18 protein-coding genes and 3 tRNA genes are annotated in these 16,862 nt (G+C 53.5%); 8 read left to right on the forward strand and 13 right to left on the reverse strand.

All coding sequences use genetic code 11. The annotated features are described in order from the left end of the window. Positions 1-27 precede the first annotated feature (27 nt). Entirely contained in the window at positions 28-696 is a 669-nt protein-coding gene (locus AB8846_RS15085; RefSeq protein ID WP_370733052.1) for a YecA family protein, read from the reverse strand. 425 nt (positions 697-1,121) lie between these two features. On the opposite strand from AB8846_RS15085, the gene AB8846_RS15090 reads away from it, so the two are divergent. The 7 genes from AB8846_RS15090 to AB8846_RS15120 all read left to right on the forward strand — a co-directional run bounded on the left by AB8846_RS15090 (position 1,122) and on the right by AB8846_RS15120 (position 7,250). Continuing rightward, the gene (locus AB8846_RS15090; protein ID WP_259385817.1) at positions 1,122-2,243 is read left to right on the forward strand and encodes a branched-chain amino acid ABC transporter substrate-binding protein; all 1,122 of its coding nucleotides are present in this window, start codon (positions 1,122-1,124) and stop codon (positions 2,241-2,243) included. Positions 2,244-2,342: 99 nt separating this feature from the next. Next, on the forward strand, positions 2,343-3,257 hold the full coding sequence (locus tag AB8846_RS15095) for a branched-chain amino acid ABC transporter permease LivH (protein ID WP_370733053.1): 915 nt from the start codon (positions 2,343-2,345) through the stop codon (positions 3,255-3,257). Positions 3,258-3,268: 11 nt separating this feature from the next. Next, complete coding sequence (gene livM / locus AB8846_RS15100) at positions 3,269-4,543, forward strand: high-affinity branched-chain amino acid ABC transporter permease LivM (protein ID WP_370733071.1); 1,275 nt, start codon at positions 3,269-3,271, stop codon at positions 4,541-4,543. Continuing rightward, positions 4,540-5,415 carry an ATP-binding cassette domain-containing protein gene (locus AB8846_RS15105; RefSeq protein ID WP_370733054.1) on the forward strand — a complete coding sequence of 292 codons (876 nt, stop codon included), beginning with the start codon at positions 4,540-4,542 and terminating at the stop codon, positions 5,413-5,415. Before livM ends, AB8846_RS15105 begins: the two co-directional genes overlap by 4 nt. Continuing rightward, positions 5,412-6,128, forward strand: coding sequence for an ABC transporter ATP-binding protein (locus tag AB8846_RS15110; protein ID WP_059312425.1), 717 nt, complete (start codon positions 5,412-5,414; stop codon positions 6,126-6,128). The genes AB8846_RS15105 and AB8846_RS15110 overlap by 4 nt, the downstream gene beginning before the upstream one ends. Before the next feature lie 154 nt (positions 6,129-6,282). After that, entirely contained in the window at positions 6,283-6,774 is a 492-nt protein-coding gene (locus AB8846_RS15115) for an Hcp family type VI secretion system effector (protein WP_370733055.1), read from the forward strand. Then, complete coding sequence (locus AB8846_RS15120; RefSeq protein ID WP_370733056.1) at positions 6,771-7,250, forward strand: DUF2778 domain-containing protein; 480 nt, start codon at positions 6,771-6,773, stop codon at positions 7,248-7,250. The genes AB8846_RS15115 and AB8846_RS15120 overlap by 4 nt, the downstream gene beginning before the upstream one ends. Before the next feature lie 393 nt (positions 7,251-7,643). Here AB8846_RS15120 and AB8846_RS15125 read toward each other — a convergent pair. The 6 genes from AB8846_RS15125 to uvrY all read right to left on the reverse strand — a co-directional run bounded on the left by AB8846_RS15125 (position 7,644) and on the right by uvrY (position 11,180). Next, positions 7,644-7,730 (reverse strand) — tRNA-Leu (locus AB8846_RS15125). A gap of 11 nt (positions 7,731-7,741) precedes the next feature. After that, a tRNA-Cys gene (locus AB8846_RS15130) sits at positions 7,742-7,815 on the reverse strand. Between the two features lie 46 nt (positions 7,816-7,861). Next, positions 7,862-7,937 (reverse strand) — tRNA-Gly (locus AB8846_RS15135). A 152-nt stretch (positions 7,938-8,089) separates the two neighbouring features. Beyond that, the gene (pgsA, locus tag AB8846_RS15140) at positions 8,090-8,638 is read right to left on the reverse strand and encodes a CDP-diacylglycerol--glycerol-3-phosphate 3-phosphatidyltransferase (RefSeq protein ID WP_023312285.1); all 549 of its coding nucleotides are present in this window, start codon (positions 8,636-8,638) and stop codon (positions 8,090-8,092) included. Positions 8,639-8,694: 56 nt separating this feature from the next. Beyond that, positions 8,695-10,527: an excinuclease ABC subunit UvrC gene (uvrC, locus tag AB8846_RS15145; RefSeq protein WP_063143667.1), complete on the reverse strand. Its 1,833-nt coding sequence runs from the start codon at positions 10,525-10,527 to the stop codon at positions 8,695-8,697. Then, positions 10,524-11,180, reverse strand: a complete 657-nt coding sequence (gene uvrY, locus AB8846_RS15150) for a UvrY/SirA/GacA family response regulator transcription factor (RefSeq protein WP_028019574.1) — start codon at positions 11,178-11,180, stop codon at positions 10,524-10,526. The genes uvrC and uvrY overlap by 4 nt, the downstream gene beginning before the upstream one ends. A 466-nt stretch (positions 11,181-11,646) precedes the next feature. On the opposite strand from uvrY, the gene AB8846_RS15155 reads away from it, so the two are divergent. Then, positions 11,647-11,871 (forward strand): DUF2594 family protein, encoded by a 225-nt coding sequence (locus tag AB8846_RS15155; RefSeq protein ID WP_008500345.1) that lies wholly within the window; start codon positions 11,647-11,649, stop codon positions 11,869-11,871. A 66-nt stretch (positions 11,872-11,937) separates the two neighbouring features. Here AB8846_RS15155 and sdiA read toward each other — a convergent pair whose 3' ends face one another. The 6 genes from sdiA to fliZ form a co-directional block, all read right to left on the reverse strand. After that, positions 11,938-12,660 carry a transcriptional regulator SdiA gene (gene sdiA / locus AB8846_RS15160; protein WP_063143666.1) on the reverse strand — a complete coding sequence of 241 codons (723 nt, stop codon included), beginning with the start codon at positions 12,658-12,660 and terminating at the stop codon, positions 11,938-11,940. 221 nt (positions 12,661-12,881) lie between these two features. Beyond that, complete coding sequence (tcyN, locus tag AB8846_RS15165; protein ID WP_032658641.1) at positions 12,882-13,634, reverse strand: L-cystine ABC transporter ATP-binding protein TcyN; 753 nt, start codon at positions 13,632-13,634, stop codon at positions 12,882-12,884. Beyond that, on the reverse strand, positions 13,631-14,299 hold the full coding sequence (tcyL, locus tag AB8846_RS15170; protein ID WP_063143665.1) for a cystine ABC transporter permease: 669 nt from the start codon (positions 14,297-14,299) through the stop codon (positions 13,631-13,633). The genes tcyN and tcyL overlap by 4 nt, the downstream gene beginning before the upstream one ends. A gap of 21 nt (positions 14,300-14,320) precedes the next feature. Next, complete coding sequence (gene dcyD / locus AB8846_RS15175) at positions 14,321-15,307, reverse strand: D-cysteine desulfhydrase (protein ID WP_063143664.1); 987 nt, start codon at positions 15,305-15,307, stop codon at positions 14,321-14,323. A 106-nt stretch (positions 15,308-15,413) separates the two neighbouring features. After that, the gene (gene tcyJ, locus AB8846_RS15180; RefSeq protein ID WP_023336163.1) at positions 15,414-16,214 is read right to left on the reverse strand and encodes a cystine ABC transporter substrate-binding protein; all 801 of its coding nucleotides are present in this window, start codon (positions 16,212-16,214) and stop codon (positions 15,414-15,416) included. Between the two features lie 86 nt (positions 16,215-16,300). Then, a complete protein-coding gene (gene fliZ, locus AB8846_RS15185; protein ID WP_008500339.1) occupies positions 16,301-16,852 on the reverse strand; it encodes a flagella biosynthesis regulatory protein FliZ in 552 nt (183 codons plus the stop codon). Positions 16,853-16,862 lie beyond the last annotated feature (10 nt).

Below are 16,862 nucleotides of genomic sequence, written 5' to 3' on the forward strand. Positions count from 1 at the left end.
AAGGGGCTGTCATCAGCCCCTTTTTTGTCAGTGCAAACAGCAGCTCTTAAACTTCTTCCCGCTGCCGCAAGGACACGGATCGTTACGCCCGACCTTCGTGCCGTTCACCGTCGGCTTCTTCACTTCCGGCTGCTGCGGGTTGTTGACCCAGTATTGATATAAACGCAGTGCCGCAGGCTGGATGCTCTCGATGCTGGCGATATACTCCTCTTCGGACAGTTCATCCAGCTTTTCGCTGTTCTCTTCCGTCCCGTGCAGCGCAATCACGTCAAGATCGGCCTTGAGCTCTTCCGGCAAGGCTGACCAGTCCGTCAGCGCCACGCCGCGCATATAGCCATAGCACCACTCTTCCACCACGGTATAGCTCTCACCGTCAACGTCGTTATAACCGAACATCGGTTCAAACTGATCCGGGTACTCACTCAGGCGCTCGGCGATATCGTTCATATGCTTAAAGCAGAGATCGATAAAACGGTTCATCTCACGATCGTTTTTCCAGCGCGGAATGTGCTTCTCGCCACCCCACACCGCCACCAGCCAGGCATCTGGCTCAACGACAACAGGACCGGAAAGCACTGCGGTAAGCATGCCGTCCAGTTCGGACACGTCAATCACGGACGCGTCATCATGACCGTAAGACATTAACGTCTCTTCAAGCCACGCCATTTCGCTTTCATTCAATGGGCCTTCAGTCATCGCTGATACTCCTGCAAAAAAGGAAACGATCCTAACACATATCTCCCCCCTCTCCGGGCTGAAGTTTAGGTCTTTATTGCTGCAAAAACGTGCAAATCGTGACCTTTGCACAACTTATGGGCTTTATTGTTAACGATATGTGATCTCCGCTGTAATTTCTTCTCCTCCCGCAGGGCGGCAGAACGCGGCGCTCTATACTCAAACAGGTCACAAGCCCGTCAATGGGTTAACCATTCTGGCAACGTTTTTGCTTACTGTTCTTCGCGCGATGCTGCGCAGGGAAACCTCGCCGTAATATGCAGGATGCCGTCTGTATCTTGTTCGTTTAGTGCATTTTGTTCTTGTTCATGTTTTGGATTGGCTGCGCCGTCGGGCATTCGGGTTTACGCCGTGGTGCAAAAACCTCTTTGCTAAGGAACATAATAATGTCGCTGAAATTTATCAGAACTCCTCTTTCTCTCGTGTTGGCCGGCTGCCTGGTGACGGCGTTTTCCGCCAGGGCAGATATTGTGATTGGCGTGGCCGGTCCGTTTACGGGTCCGAATGCCACCTATGGCGATCAGTACTGGCACGGTGCAACGCAGGCCGCTGAAGACATTAATGCCGCAGGCGGCATTAACGGCGAGAAGATCAAACTGGTTCAGGGGGATGATGCCTGCGAGCCTAAGCAGGCCGTGGCCGTCGCCAACCGTTTAGTTGACCAGGATAAAGTCAACGCCGTGGTCGGCCATTTCTGCTCTTCTTCCACCATGCCCGCCTCCGAGGTGTATAGCGACGCGGGCATTATTGCGATTACCCCCGGCTCAACTAACCCGCTGATCACCGAACGCGGCATGAGCGATATGTTCCGCATGTGCGGACGCGACGATCAGCAGGGTCAGGTTGCCAGCGATTTCATCATCGACAAGCTGAAAGCCAGGCGCGTGGTGATTATTCACGATAAAGACACCTATGGTCAGGGTCTGGCTGACGCCACCAAAGCGGCGCTGGCGAAACGCGGGGTTCAGGATGTGATGTATGAGGGGTTATCCCGCGGTGAAAAAGACTTTAACGCGCTGGTGACCAAGATCGGCGCGCAAAAACCGGACGTCGTGTTCTTCGGCGGCTGTCACCCGGAAGCCGGTCCGCTGGTTCGCCAGATGCGTGAACAGGGCGTGCAGGCGAAATTCTTCTCCGGCGACTGCATTGTCAACGAAGAGATGGTGACCGCCGCGGGTGGCCCGCAATACACCAACGGTATTTACATGACCTTCGGTAAAGATCCGCGCCTTATCCCGGATGGTAAAGCGGTTATCGAGAAATTCCGCGCCGGTAAATTCGAGCCGGAAGGTTACACCCTTTATTCCTATGCCTCCGTCCAGGCCATTGCCGCGGCCTTCAAGGCCACCGGCGGCAAGGACTCCGCCAAAGCCAGCGAGTGGCTAAAAGCCAATTCCGTCGACACGGTGATGGGCAAAAAAGCCTGGGACAGCAAAGGCGATCTGAAAGTGTCTGACTACGTGGTTTATCAGTGGGACGACAAAGGAAAATATAAGGAAGTGCAGTAACGGGACGGAGTCACGCTCAACGTCGGCGGGCTTGCCCGTCGGCGCGTAATAAACATCAGGCTGCGCGGCTCGCGCGGCCTATAAAACGAGCGCGCTAAGATGAGTACATTCTTCCTGCAACAGTTAATTAATGGCTTAACGCTGGGCTCCGTCTACGGCCTGATCGCCATCGGCTACACCATGGTGTACGGCATTATCGGCATGATCAACTTCGCCCACGGCGAAGTGTATATGATTTCCGCCTATCTCTGCGCCATTGGCCTGGCGCTGCTCTCTTTCTTCGGTCTGCAGTCGTTCCCGCTGCTGATCCTCGGGACGCTGGTGTTCACCATTGTGGTAACCGGGGTGTACGGCTGGACCATCGAGCGTATCGCCTACAAGCCGCTGCGCAACTCCACGCGCCTGGCGCCGCTGATCTCCGCCATCGGCATGTCGCTTATCCTGCAAAACTACGCGCAGCTGAGCCAGGGTCCTCGCCAGCAGGGGGTGCCGACCATGCTGGACGGCGTTCTACGCCTGCATCTGGGCGACGGGTTCGTGCAGATAACCTACACCAAGGTGTTTATTCTGGTTGCCTCGTTTGTCGGCATGCTGGTGCTTACCTGGATAATCAACCATACCCGGCTGGGGCGGATGTGCCGCGCGGTACAGCAGGATCGTAAGATGGCCTCCATTCTGGGCATTAACACCGATCGGATTATTTCGATGGTCTTTGTCATCGGCGCGGCGATGGCCGGTCTGGCGGGGGTGTTGATCACCATGAATTACGGCACCTTTGATTTCTACGTCGGGTTCGTGATCGGCATTAAAGCCTTTACTGCCGCGGTACTCGGCGGCATCGGCTCCCTCCCCGGCGCCATGCTCGGTGGCCTTATCCTCGGCGTGGCGGAAGCCCAGTTCTCGGGCATGGTGAATTCGGACTATAAAGACGTCTTCTCGTTCGGCCTGCTGGTCATGATCCTTATTTTCCGTCCCCAGGGCCTGCTTGGGCGGCCGATTGTGGCCAAGGTGTGAGGGAGAGCATGATGACATCACACGGTTTTTCACTTAAACGCTGCATTCTGGACGCGATTTTTTCCGGGCTGATAGCGCTGATTATCTTCGGCCCCATAGCGGGCGTGGTGCTGGACGGGTACAGCTTTAACTTCGCCGGGCAGCGACTGGCCTGGATGGTTGGCATCGTCATGCTCGGGCGTTTTCTGTTGAGCGCCTTTTTAGGTACCGCCGCGGGCGCCCGTTTCCAGGCGCGCTTCGAAGCCGATAGCGCGGGCGTATATGTCCGGCCACCGCAATACAAAAGCCGCATGCGCTGGATTATTCCTCTGGTGATTACCCTTGCGATTTGCTTTCCGTTTGTCGCCACTAAATATGTGCTGACCGTCGCCATTCTCGGGCTGATCTACGTGCTTCTCGGTCTGGGGCTGAATATCGTCGTGGGTCTGGCCGGCCTGCTGGACCTGGGGTATGTCGCATTCTACGCGATTGGAGCGTACGGACTGGCGCTGGGATACCAGTATCTCGGCTTAGGCTTCTGGAGCATGCTGCCGCTGGCGGCAATCATGGCCGCCGCCGCAGGTGCCCTGCTCGGTTTCCCGGTACTGCGCATGCACGGTGACTATCTGGCCATCGTCACCCTCGGGTTCGGGGAGATCATTCGCCTGATACTGAACAACTGGCTGACCTTCACCGGCGGCCCGAACGGCGTGTCGGCCCCTCCCCCCACCTTTTTCGGTCTGGAATTTGGGCGACGCGCGAAAGAAGGCGGCGTGCCCTTCCACGAATTTTTCCACCTGACCTACAACCCGAACATGAAGTTTATTTTTATCTACGCGGTGCTGTTCCTGGTGGTGATGCTGGTGCTCTATATCAAGCACCGCCTGACGCGGATGCCGATTGGTCGGGCGTGGGAAGCCCTGCGTGAAGACGAAATAGCGTGCCGCTCAATGGGGTTAAATCATGTTCTGGTTAAGCTGTCGGCCTTTACGCTGGGCGCGTCGACCGCGGGCATTGCCGGGGTGTTCTTCGCCACCTATCAGGGGTTCGTGAATCCAACCTCCTTTACCTTCTTTGAATCGGCGCTGATCCTCGCCATTGTGGTACTGGGCGGTATGGGCTCTACGCTTGGCGTGGTGCTGGCCGCCTTTGTGCTCACGGTAACGCCGGAACTGCTGCGCAGTTTTGCCGAGTACCGCGTCCTGCTGTTCGGCATGCTCATGGTGATGATGATGATCTGGCGTCCACGCGGTTTGATCCGCATTAACCGCAGCGGGTTTGCCGTGCGTAAGGGCGTCGCGCCATGAACGGAACGATATTACGCGTTGAACATCTGATGATGCATTTCGGCGGGATTAAGGCGCTAAACGACGTCAACCTGGACGTGCAGCGTGGCTCAATTACCGCCCTGATTGGGCCAAACGGGGCGGGAAAAACAACCGTGTTTAACTGCCTGACGGGCTTCTACAGAGCCTCCGGCGGCAACATTTTATTTAATACCCGCACTAAAACGACCAACGTTATTCAGGTCCTCGGACAAAAATTCCAGCCGGGTGACTGGATTAACCCCGCGCAGTTCGGGCAGCGTCTGTTCTACAAAATGTTTGGCGGAACGCATCTGGTCAACCGCGCAGGGCTGGCGCGCACGTTTCAAAATATCCGTCTTTTTCGCGAGATGTCGGTCGTGGAAAACCTGCTTGTCGCGCAGCATATGCGCGTAAACCGCAATCTGCTCGCCGGGATCTTAAATACGCCGGCATACCGGCGGGCGGAAAGCGATGCCCTGGACAGGGCCTTCTACTGGCTGGAAGTGGTGGATCTGGTGGACTGCGCCAATCGCCTCGCGGGAGAGATGTCGTACGGCCAGCAGCGGCGTCTGGAAATCGCGCGGGCAATGTGCACAGGTCCGGAAATGATCTGTCTGGATGAACCCGCCGCCGGGCTGAACCCGGTTGAAACGCACAAGCTGAGCAGCATTATTCGCTTTCTGCGGGATCACCATGACATCACGGTATTACTGATTGAGCATGATATGGGGATGGTGATGGAGATTTCGGACGACATTATCGTACTCGACCACGGCGATGTTATTGCCAGAGGAAAACCCGAACAGATCCAGCATGATGAAAAGGTCATTGCCGCCTATCTGGGCACGGATGAAAGCGAGGTCACCCTATGAGCGAACCGCTGCTGGCATTTCGCGAGGTGGACGTGTTTTACGGCGTCATTCAGGCGCTGAAGCAGGTCTCCCTCGAGGTCAATAAGGGTGAAACCGTGGCGCTGATTGGCGCAAACGGCGCCGGAAAATCGACATTGCTGATGTCCATCTTTGGCCAGCCCCGCATCCGCAACGGGCAGATCCTTTTCGGTGGTGAAGATATCAGCCATAAATCCACCCACTACGTCGCGTCCGGCGGCATAGCGCAGGCGCCGGAAGGCCGACGAATCTTCCCGGATATGACCGTTGAAGAGAACCTGCTGATGGGGACCATCCCCATCGGCAGCCAGTTTGCCGCTGACGATATGCAAACCATGTTTGACCTGTTCCCTCGCCTCAAGGAGCGGCGCAAGCAGCGCGCGATGACCATGTCCGGCGGGGAACAGCAGATGCTGGCGATCGCCCGGGCGCTGATGAGCCGTCCGAAGCTGCTGTTGCTGGATGAACCGAGCCTGGGCTTAGCCCCGATCGTGGTGAAACAGATCTTCCAGACGCTGCGCGAGCTGGCCCGTAACGGCATGACTATCTTTCTGGTGGAGCAGAATGCGCATCACGCGTTGAAGCTTTCCGATCGCGGGTATGTGATGGTTAACGGGCAGATCCGGCTGAGCGGCAGCGGCGAGGAGCTGCTGGGGAATCAGGAGGTGAGGAAGGCTTATTTGGGTGGGGTGTGATGTAATATGAAAGAAACCATTAAAAATATTTTCATATAAATAACAAAGAGATATTTACGAAAGGTATAGCACGCAATGCCTTGAGATGGCCTGAGTTTGTTGGTTTATTAGTCTCTGACAATCACGTCAAACTCACTGAAAAGGAGCTTTCAGAATGGCTATACCCGCGTATTTATGGCTCAAAGACGACGGCGGTGCAAATATTACAGGTTCTGTAGATGTTCAGCACCGTGAAGGTAGTATTGAGGTTTTATCGTTCGGTCATGGTTTGCACATTCCAACCGATGGCAATACGGGGAAACTAACCGGCACCCGCATCCACTCTCCACTAACAATCGAAAAAGAGTTTGATTCATCCTCTCCCTACCTTTACCGGGCTGTAGCAACTGGCCAAACCCTAAAATCAGCTGAAATCAAATGGTACCGTGTCAACGATGCAGGGCAGGAAGTTGAGTATTTCAACATGCTTTTAGAAAATGTGAAAATCGTAGGGATAACGCCTGTTATGCATAATGTAAAAAATCCCTCAATGGAAAAACACAACCATCTCGAGGCCATAGAACTGCGTTACGAGAAAATCACCTGGAAGCACTGCGACGGGAACATCCAGTTTACTGACGGCTGGAATATTCGGGTTACAGCATGATTATTGCCCGCTACGCATTGAATGGCTTACCGTCATCTATCCTTACCGTCCCAGGTGTAGGAAACTTTCCGGCATTCTCTGGTCAACTCTACGGCAGAAACAATCCGACTATGGCAAGCAAGCCAGAAATCGGTCCGATACCGCCCGGACGGTACTTCATTGTGAACCGACAGAGTGGGGGTAGGTTAGGAAGCTTAAATGATTTTGCCCTTAAAAATGTTTATGGCACCGATCGCTCAACCTGGTTTGCCTTGTATAAAGATGACTGGCAAATAGATGATCAAGTGTTTGTTGAAGGAGTGAGACGCGGGCATTTTCGACTTCATCCTATTGGTCCGAGGGGGTTAAGCGAAGGATGTATAACCCTGCTCAATCTGAGTGACTTTGACTATCTCCGTGACGCCCTCATGAAAACAACCATGATGCCGGTACCTTGCACGAGCTTTAAAGCTTACGGGACAATAACTGTAACATGAGGACTTTTATAGAAATCATTTTTAGTCTCGCAATAGGCCTTATCAGCTTTCTTTTATATACGCGATGGCTTTTTATTTTGATACCTGCCGAATGGGCTTATGCAGTGATGGATCATTTCGGCACATACGGGATAGAAGAATTGGAGGATACGTTAGTAGATATCGCCTCTTTGTTTGGATTGCTTCCGGCGATTCTTACTGGTTTGTTAGTAAGGAAAGTAGTAAAACGAATGTGATTTATGAGCCTTCAGGCGTAGAGCCTCGAAGGCTTTTTGACTCGGAAACGGAAAATGGCACAGTGAAAATGCTGAAGTAGAGCAAATGAAATAAAAAAACCACCTTTCGGTGGTTTATACGACACTGCTTATCATTGATATTATTCTTTGTTTCCCATGGTAGCCGGAGTGGGACTTGAACCCACACAGCGCGAACGCCGAGGGATTTTAAATCCCTTGTGTCTACCGATTCCACCATCCGGCCAGGGAAGAAAGTGGAGGCGCGTTCCGGAGTCGAACCGGACTAGACGGATTTGCAATCCGCTACATAACCGCTTTGCTAACGCGCCGTAAAACTTTTCAAAATGACACCCGCAACTGCGAATGTCTTTAATCTGGAGCGGGAAACGAGACTCGAACTCGCGACCCCGACCTTGGCAAGGTCGTGCTCTACCAACTGAGCTATTCCCGCATGTCATCAAGTAAACGTCTAACCACTTGATTTCACTATCGTCCGGCTTGCTGTGCCGCCGTTCGATGCGTTGCATTCTACTGATATGACGTTATGAGTCAACGTTATTTTTTGCATCCCCGGATCGTTTGCTGAAAATTACGGCGAAACGATCACTGATCAAGCAAATCCCCGCGCGCCGCGTTCAAATATTGCAGCATAGACCACAGCGTCAGCACTGCCGCGACCCACAGCAGGCCAATTCCCGCCCATTCAACCCAGGCGTTCGGACGCCAGAGCATCCAGACCAGCGCTGCCATCTGCGCCGTCGTTTTGACTTTACCAATCCACGAGACCGCCACGCTGCTGCGTTTCCCCAGCTCCGCCATCCACTCGCGCAGTGCAGAGATGATGATCTCACGGCCGATCATAGTTGCCGCAGGCAGCGTCACCCACCAGGTATGATAGTGCTCGGCCACCAGCACCATCGCAATAGCAACCATCACTTTGTCTGCCACCGGATCGAGGAAGGCACCGAAACGGGTACTTTGATTCCAGCGGCGGGCCAGATAGCCATCAAACCAGTCGGTGACCGCCGCGATCAGAAAGAGCAATGCGCAGGCGAAAGGTGCCCAGACGACCGGCAGGTAAAACGCCAGTACAAAGAACGGGATGAGTACAACACGAAAAAGAGTGAGCAACGTAGGGATATTAAATTGCATAATGACGGTAACTGTTTGTTGTCAGTAAAATTTAGCTCTATGTTGCTACAGAGCCCTCAATGTTTCAACGAGTAGTAGATCTTTTCTGCCAGCCCTTGCGAAATACCCGGCACTTTTGCAATTTCCTCCATGCTGGCGTTGAGTAATCCTTGCAATCCGCCCATATATTTCAGCAGCATCTGGCGACGCTTTGGTCCCACGCCTTCGATCGTTTCCAGGCTACTGGTATTTTTCACCTTCGCCCGTTTTTTGCGGTGACCGCTAATGGCGTGATCGTGCGATTCATCGCGAATATGCTGGATGACGTGTAGCGCCGGGGAATCCGGCGGCAGGCTGAAGCCCTCACCTTCCGGCTCGAAGAACAATGTCTCCAGACCAGCCTTACGATCGGCCCCTTTTGCGACGCCCAGCAGCAGCGGATGGTTTTTATCCCAGCTGACATCAAGCGATTCAAATACCGCTTTCGCCTGGCCGAGCTGCCCTTTCCCACCGTCAATCAGGATCACATCCGGGATCTTGCTCTCTTCTATGGCTTTACCATAGCGACGACGCAGCACCTGATTCATGGCCGCATAGTCATCGCCCGGCGTGATCCCGGTGATATTATAGCGGCGATACTCGGCGCGCAGAGGACCATTTGCATCAAACACCACGCAGGACGCCACCGTCTGTTCCCCCATCGTATGACTGATGTCGAAACACTCCATCCGTTTCACTTCCGGCAGCTTCAGCAGCGTCGCCAGGGCCGTTAAACGCTGGTGCACCGTCGACTGCTGCGACAGCTTAGTGGTGAGTGCCGTCGCCGCGTTGGTTCGCGCCAGCTTCAGATAACGCGCACGATCGCCGCGCGGTTTGGTTTGTACATTGACCCGACGGCCCGCCAGTTCTGAGAGCGAATCGGCCAGCAGGGTTTTATCGTCAAGATTAAAATCGAGCAGGATCTCAGAAGGCAGCGTGCGCATCTGGCTCCCCTGCAGATAGAACTGGCCGACAAAGGTTTCCACCACTTCACCCAGTTCGGTACCGCCGGGCACTTTCGGGAAATAGCTGCGGCTGCCGAGCACTTTGCCCTGGCGAATAAACAGCACGTGCACGCAGGCCATCCCGGCGTCAAAGGCCACGCCGATGACGTCGAGATCGTCACCGGTATTCGAAACAAACTGTTTCTCAGTGACTCTTCGCACCGCCTGGATTTGGTCACGGATCCGCGCGGCCTCTTCAAACTCGAGTGCGGCGCTGGCTTTTTCCATCCGCGCGATCAGCTGCGTTAAGACCTGATCGTCTTTTCCGGCTAAGAACAGGCGCACATAATCCACCTGCTGGGCATACTCTTCTTCACTCACCAGCCCGGCCACGCAGGGGCCCAGGCAGCGTCCGATCTGGTACTGAAGGCACGGGCGCGAGCGGTTACGGTAAACGCTGTTCTCACACTGGCGGATCGGGAAGATTTTTTGCAGCAGCGCCAGCGTTTCACGCACGGCATAGCCGTTAGGGAACGGCCCGAAATATTCGCCCTTCGCATGTTTTGCACCACGGTGCATGGCGAGGCGCGGATGGGTATCGCCGCTCAGAAAAATAAACGGGTAGGATTTATCATCACGCAACAGGACGTTATAGCGCGGCTGGTAGAGCTTTATATAGTTATGCTCAAGCAGCAGCGCTTCTGTCTCAGTGTGCGTGACGGTGACATCAATATTCTGAATGAGTGAGACCAGCGCTTCGGTCTTCCGGGAGGCCAGGTTGCTGCGAAAATAGCTGGAGAGGCGTTTTTTAAGATCTTTTGCCTTCCCTACGTAGATAACCGTACCGCCAGCGTCATACATGCGATAGACGCCAGGCTGGCTGGTTACGGTTTTCAGAAATGCTTTTGAATCGAACACATCACTCACTGACTTAACAACGTCTCCGCATTACACAAACCATGCCGGATGGCCAGATGCGTCAGTTCGACGTCACCATGAATGTTTAGTTTACTGAACATACGGTAACGATAGCTGTTCACCGTTTTCGGGCTGAGATTCAGCTGTTCCGAAATCTCATTCACCTTCTGACCTTTGGTGATCATCAGCATAATCTGCAATTCACGCTCAGACAAACTCGCAAACGGTGATTCGTTTTTCTCGGGCTCAATCTGACTCAGCGCCATTTGCTGAGCGATGTCGGAAGCAATGTAGCGCTGTCCGGCAAACACGGAACGGATTGCATTAACGACTTCCTGCGGTGCAGCACCTTTACTCAGGTAGCCCGCTGCGCCCGCCTGCATCACTTTCGCGGGCAGTGGGTTTTCGGTATGCACGGTCAGCATGATGACTTTTGTATCGACAAAGGTACGCGCGATTTTGCGTGTCGCTTCAAGACCACCGATACCGGGCATGTTCATATCCATCAGTACCACATCGGCCGAGTTTGTGCGGCACCATTTTACCGCATCCTCCCCACAGCACGCCTCACCGGCAACTTTAATACCTTTAATATCTTCAAGAATGCGTCGTATCCCTGCGCGCACCAGTTCGTGGTCATCAACAAGAAGGACGTTGATCAAAGGAAATGTCTCCAGAATAGGGATAACGCTACTGAGTGATAATTTGGTTTATATTAACGGTTTTCCTCACAAGATTAAAACGTTAAAAAACCGGCTATTCGATTTCGCTCTCGTTTTTGGAAATTAGGCTGTACAGTCCGTGGAAAGAGAGCCCGTGCACACAGGGCTTTTGCAGCTTTTTTTAAGCATCTGTATTCAAAAAGTTACAAAAAACGTGCAGGCATTCCCTGCAAAAAAACAGTTCTCAACTTTTTGTAACAATAATTAACGGCAAGCGAACCGGGCATAAACAATTAATAGCCTATAACAGCGGTTCAGTTTACCGGTTCGTTCTGTTTACGCTATTAAACATCCGTGTAAAAGTACGAAAAACAACCGCTGCATTTTTTGTGACAGCTTGTGGTATACTCCGCCGCCTTGACTTTCGTCGTCGCGTTTTAGCGCCGTTAAATAATGAGGAAAATAAATGAGCACACCTGAATTTGCCACTGCGGAGAATAACCAGGAACTGGCACAGGAAGTAAACTGCCTGAAAGCGCTGCTGACGCTGATGCTGCAGGCGATGGGCCAGGCGGATGCCGGTCGTGTGATCATTAAAATGGAAAAACAAATCGCGGAGATGGAAGACCAGGCCGAATCTGCTGTATTTGCTAACACCGTTAAGCAAATCAAACAAGCCTACCGCCAGTAACAAAAAACGGCTGGATGCGGTGCATTCAGCCGTTCGCTCGTCTGTCACGCAGAACGTATTATCCCGTCAGATCAGTCCCGTTGCCGCCGCGTAGCATGCGATCTGGGTTTTGTTGGGCGCATTGAATTTCTTCTGCATATTTTTCTGATGGAAGTTAACGGTATTCTCGGAGATGGAGAGAATGATCGCTATTTCCGCAGACGTCTTCCCTTCCGCAGTCCATTTCAGAATTTCGCGTTCGCGTTTGCTGAATTTCATTTCGGGTGGCATGACCATCTGATCTTCAAAACGCATCAGAGAAGTTAAGGCCATTTGTACCAGCATTTGCAGCCGCAATTCTATTTCCTCACGGGCAAACGGTCCTTCCAGTACACTAGTACGAGAAACCGACAGGAAGCCGAGCGCATGATTAGGCAGCATCAGACACTGCGTTATTCCCGCGCGTAAACCGTGGTCCTGTGCGCTATGCCATAATTCCTGCGCGTCAGCGAATAATGCATCGGTCCAGGGTAAATGACCCTGAATGAAATTCTCCGGTTTTAAGACGGGATCAATAGCGAAATAGTTCGCGGATTGATATTGCGCCATCCACTGCTTTGGATAAGTGGTATGCACAGCGATCTTAGGCCGGGTAAATGGCACGGGATGGCGCACGCAGAGCGCGTAATAATCAAATTCAAGCGTCTGAGTTTGTCGCTGTAGTTCCTGATATACCTCGTCGGCACAGGTCAATTCCTGAAACCGGAGGGAGCAATCCCGTCGCCAGGTGAAAAAGTCTGAATCCTTCATACTTACTAAATGAAGCCTCTGAAAAGATAATCATTATTATGGTGAATATAACCTAACACATAAAACTTTTTTCTAACTACAAAATATCGGCAATAGCACAATTAACTTTACTATCGATAAGGTTTATCCGAGCTGGATGGAATAAAAAAACACAGGACGGCGCGCAGGGGGAGAATAATTTGCTCCAGGCTAAATTTCTGGAGCAAATTAGTGCAAAAATTCTACTGCATCAGGAATTTTTCAAGGAACTGACGGGTTCGCGGCTGTTGAGGATTCGCGAACAGGCTTTTCGCCGGTCCCTGCTCCACAATCCGCCCCTGATCCATGAAGATGGCTCGGTCAGCAACATCGCGTGCAAAGCTCATCTCATGGGTCACGATCACCATCGTCCGTTTTTCCTGCGCCAGCTGGCGAATGGTGTTCAGCACCTCGCCCACCAGTTCCGGATCGAGCGCAGAGGTCGGTTCATCAAAAAGGATCACGTCCGGGCGCATAGCCAGCGCGCGCGCTATCGCCACGCGCTGCTGTTGCCCTCCCGACAGGCGGCGCGGATAGCTGGTCTCTTTCCCCGCCAGCCCGACTTTAGCAAGCAGTTCGCGCGCGCGCGCCGTTGCGTCCTCTTTCGATTCACCTTTTACAATGACCGGCCCTTCAATAATGTTCTCCAGCACCGTACGGTGCGGGAAGAGATTGAAGTTCTGGAAAACAAAGCCAACATGCTGGCGCAGGCGGCGAATCAACCCTTTCTGCTGGCTGATGGATTTTCCGGTATCAATCGTTATATCCCCTACCCGGATGGTGCCGCCTTCCGGCTGTTCAAGCAGGTTAATACTGCGCAGCAGCGTCGTCTTTCCCGAACCGCTCGGTCCGATAATCGCCACGACTTCACCCTGCTCGACTTCAAGATCGATCCCGTGGAGCACCGTTTGACCGTGGAATTTTTTCACCAGGTTTTTGACGTCGATAGCACTCATTTTGGATCACGCTCCTGGCGGTTAAGCTGGTTTTCGAAGTAGTTTTGCAGGGCAGACAGCACCGTCGCCATCACCCAGTAAATCAGCGAGGCGGCCAGATACATGGTAAAGACTTCAAGCGTGCGCGAAGTAATGAGCTGCGCCTGACGGAACAGCTCCGGCACCTGAATCGTTGCCGCCAGGGAAGTATCTTTCACCAGGCTGATGAAGCTGTTGCTCAGCGGTGGAAGCGCCACGCGCGCCGCCTGCGGCAGAATGGCCCGGCGCAGCGTCTGCCACGGGGTCATCCCGATACTGGCCGCCGCCTCCCACTGCCCTTTGTCAATGGAGGAGATGGCCGCGCGCAGGGTTTCGGAGGTGTACGCCGCGGTATTGAGCGACAGACCAATCATCGCTGCGGGGATCGGATCCAGCTCGATACCAAACTGCGGTAAGCCGTAGTAGATCATAAAGAGCTGGGCGATAAGCGGCGTGCCGCGAAAGACGGAGATATAAAAGCGTGCCAGCCAACGTACCGGCAGGACGGGTGACATGCGCATCAAGGCCAGCACAAATCCCAGCACCAGCCCGAAGAACATCCCGCCAATACTGAGCTGTAACGTAAATACCGCACCTTTCAGCAGAAACGGCAGAGAATCAATAACCAGTTGAATACTTTCTTGCATTATTATTTTTCGACCTGATTTTTAGACATGAGGATGGTAGGCAAACAGCGCAGGCGCCCCGCCGGTATGGACAAATAAAATCGGCCCTTCATCCTTAAAGCGTTTCTGCGCAATGCCGTCAATCAGTCCGGCCATCGCTTTACCCGTATACACCGGATCGAGCAGTATGCCCTCGAGGCGCGCCAGCAGCTTCACCGCTTCCATGCCCTCTTCATTAGGCGTGCCGTAACCCGGCGCAAAATAGTCATCCCAGAGCAGAATATCGGCCTTTGCCTTCAGCTCAAGCTGCTCGGCTACCGCCTGCTGTAAAGTGACCACTTTCGGCTTCTGATCCTCGACGCTGCGGGACACCGTCACGCCAATCAGCTCGACGTCCGGCAGCAGTTGCTCCAGCCCTACCGCCAGCCCGGCATGCGTGCCTGCACTGCCGGATGCGACAACCACGGAGGAGAGGCTCACCGCGCCCTCGCACTGCTGCGCGATTTCCAGCGCACTTTCCACATACCCCAGCGCGCCCAGCGCGTTCGAACCGCCGACGGGGATAACATAGGGGCGGAACCCCTGCGCTTCCAGACGCGTCGCCAGCTCGTCGAGCTGGGCGGTCGGATCGGTCAACGCATCCACCATTTCGACCTGTACATTAAACAGGTCCAGCAGCAGGCGGTTACCGTTGGTGAGATAGTTTTCTGCCCGCGTGCCAATCGGGTTTTCCAGCAATGCCACGCAATGGAGCCCGAGCTTTGCCGCCACCGCCGCTGTCTGACGAACGTGGTTGGACTGGATTGCACCGGCAGTAATAAGCGTATCCGCGCCTTCGCGCAGTGCGTCAGCCGCCAGGAACTCCAGCTTGCGCAGCTTATTGCCCCCCATCGCCATCGGCGTCACGTCATCACGCTTAATAAAAATATCGCGCCCTAAATAATCAGAAAATCGCGGCAGGTACTCCAGCGGCGTCGGCGCGCCGATAAACTCCAGGCGGGGAAAGCGCGTTAAATTCTGTAGTGACATGGGTTCTCCGGTAACTCTGACAAAATGTGATATTTTTCATTATGCACGCAGACGCGAAAGAAATAAAAAAGGCGCTTTTAAAAGCGCCTTTTTTTACGTCAGAAACTTATTTCGTGACGTCTGCACCGAACCACTTCTCGGAGAGCGCTTTCAGGCTTCCGTCTTTTTGCATGTCAGCAATCGCGGAATCAATCGCTTTGACCAGGTCTTCGTTGCCTTTACGAACGGCCACGCCTGATTCCTGACGAGAGAACGCATCACCCGCTACGGCCAGGGTATTGTTGGTTTTCTTCACCAGATCCAGCGCTGCCAGGCGGTCAACCAGAATGGCGTCGATACGGCCCACGCGCAGATCCTGGTATTTCGTCGGGTCATCATCGTAGGTGCGGATATCCACGCCCTGCACGTTCTGGCGCAGCCACTCTTCGTAGTTGGTACCCAGACCGACACCGACTTTCTTCCCTTTCAGGTCGGCGGCAGTTTTAATCCCGCCTTCGTTGCCTTTCTTCACCAGCGCCTGAATACCGGACACGGTGTACGGCGTAGAGAAGTCATATTTCTTCTTACGCTCGTCAGAAATGGTCACCTGATTAATCACCACATCAATACGTTTGGAATCCAGCGACGCCAGCATACCGTCCCATTTGGTCGGTTTCAGTGACGCTTTCACGCCGAGGTGCTTCGCCAGCTCTTCAGCAAACTCCACTTCAAAACCGGTCAGCTTACCGTCATCGCCCTGGAAGCTGAACGGAGGATACGTTCCTTCCAGCCCGACCAGCAGCGTACCGCGCTCTTTTACTTTATTCAGCAGGTTTTCTGCGGCGAACGTTTTCACGCTCATGCCCGCAACCAGCGCAACGGCCATAACACCCATCAGCGCCTGACGACCCAGAAGTGCAAATTTCATAAATACCCCGATATAGTGGAATTTTTACGTAGTGTAGAGAAATCGCCTGCAACGTCAAAGGCGACTGCGCTACATCTTATTCTTTTTTAATATATATCAGAAGTTGTTCCGGCGTGGGCTTTCTGCTTTATGGCACCCGGCATTTGTACCTTGTATTGCGCATACTTTCGCAGCGCAATCCGGTAGTTGTTGGTGCTGGTCGCAGGCAGCCACGGCTCCAGATTTTCATCCAGATAACCGGTCTTGAGCAGATCGCGGGAAATATTGTTTACGGTCAGATGTTGCCCAAGGCGACGCAGGCGAACCACATATTCGCGAACGGTGCCGTGGCTCATCTCCGTTTGTTCAAACAGGAATTGCTTGAAGCCGATAATGTCGAAGAAGTCGCTTTGCTCTTTGCAGTGGAGATCGCCACAGAAACGGCAAAGCGCCACCCACTCTTTTTGCTCTTCGAGCCATGCTGCTTCGTCCATCAACGTGTCGAGACGCGAAATCGCAATCTTATTGACGATTTCGCCCCGGCGAACCAGCGTGATACGATCGAGTAACTTGTTACAGTGGGCGCAATGCGTCTGGCTGTGTTTAAAGTCTTTCAGGTAGCGGCTTAAAGGCCGTCTTTTAGATTGCTGCACCGTCATGATAACTCCT

The sequence above is a fragment of the Enterobacter sp. KB-221C9 genome (assembly GCF_041320715.1).
GTDB classification, from domain to species: Bacteria; Pseudomonadota; Gammaproteobacteria; order Enterobacterales; family Enterobacteriaceae; genus Enterobacter; species Enterobacter asburiae_D.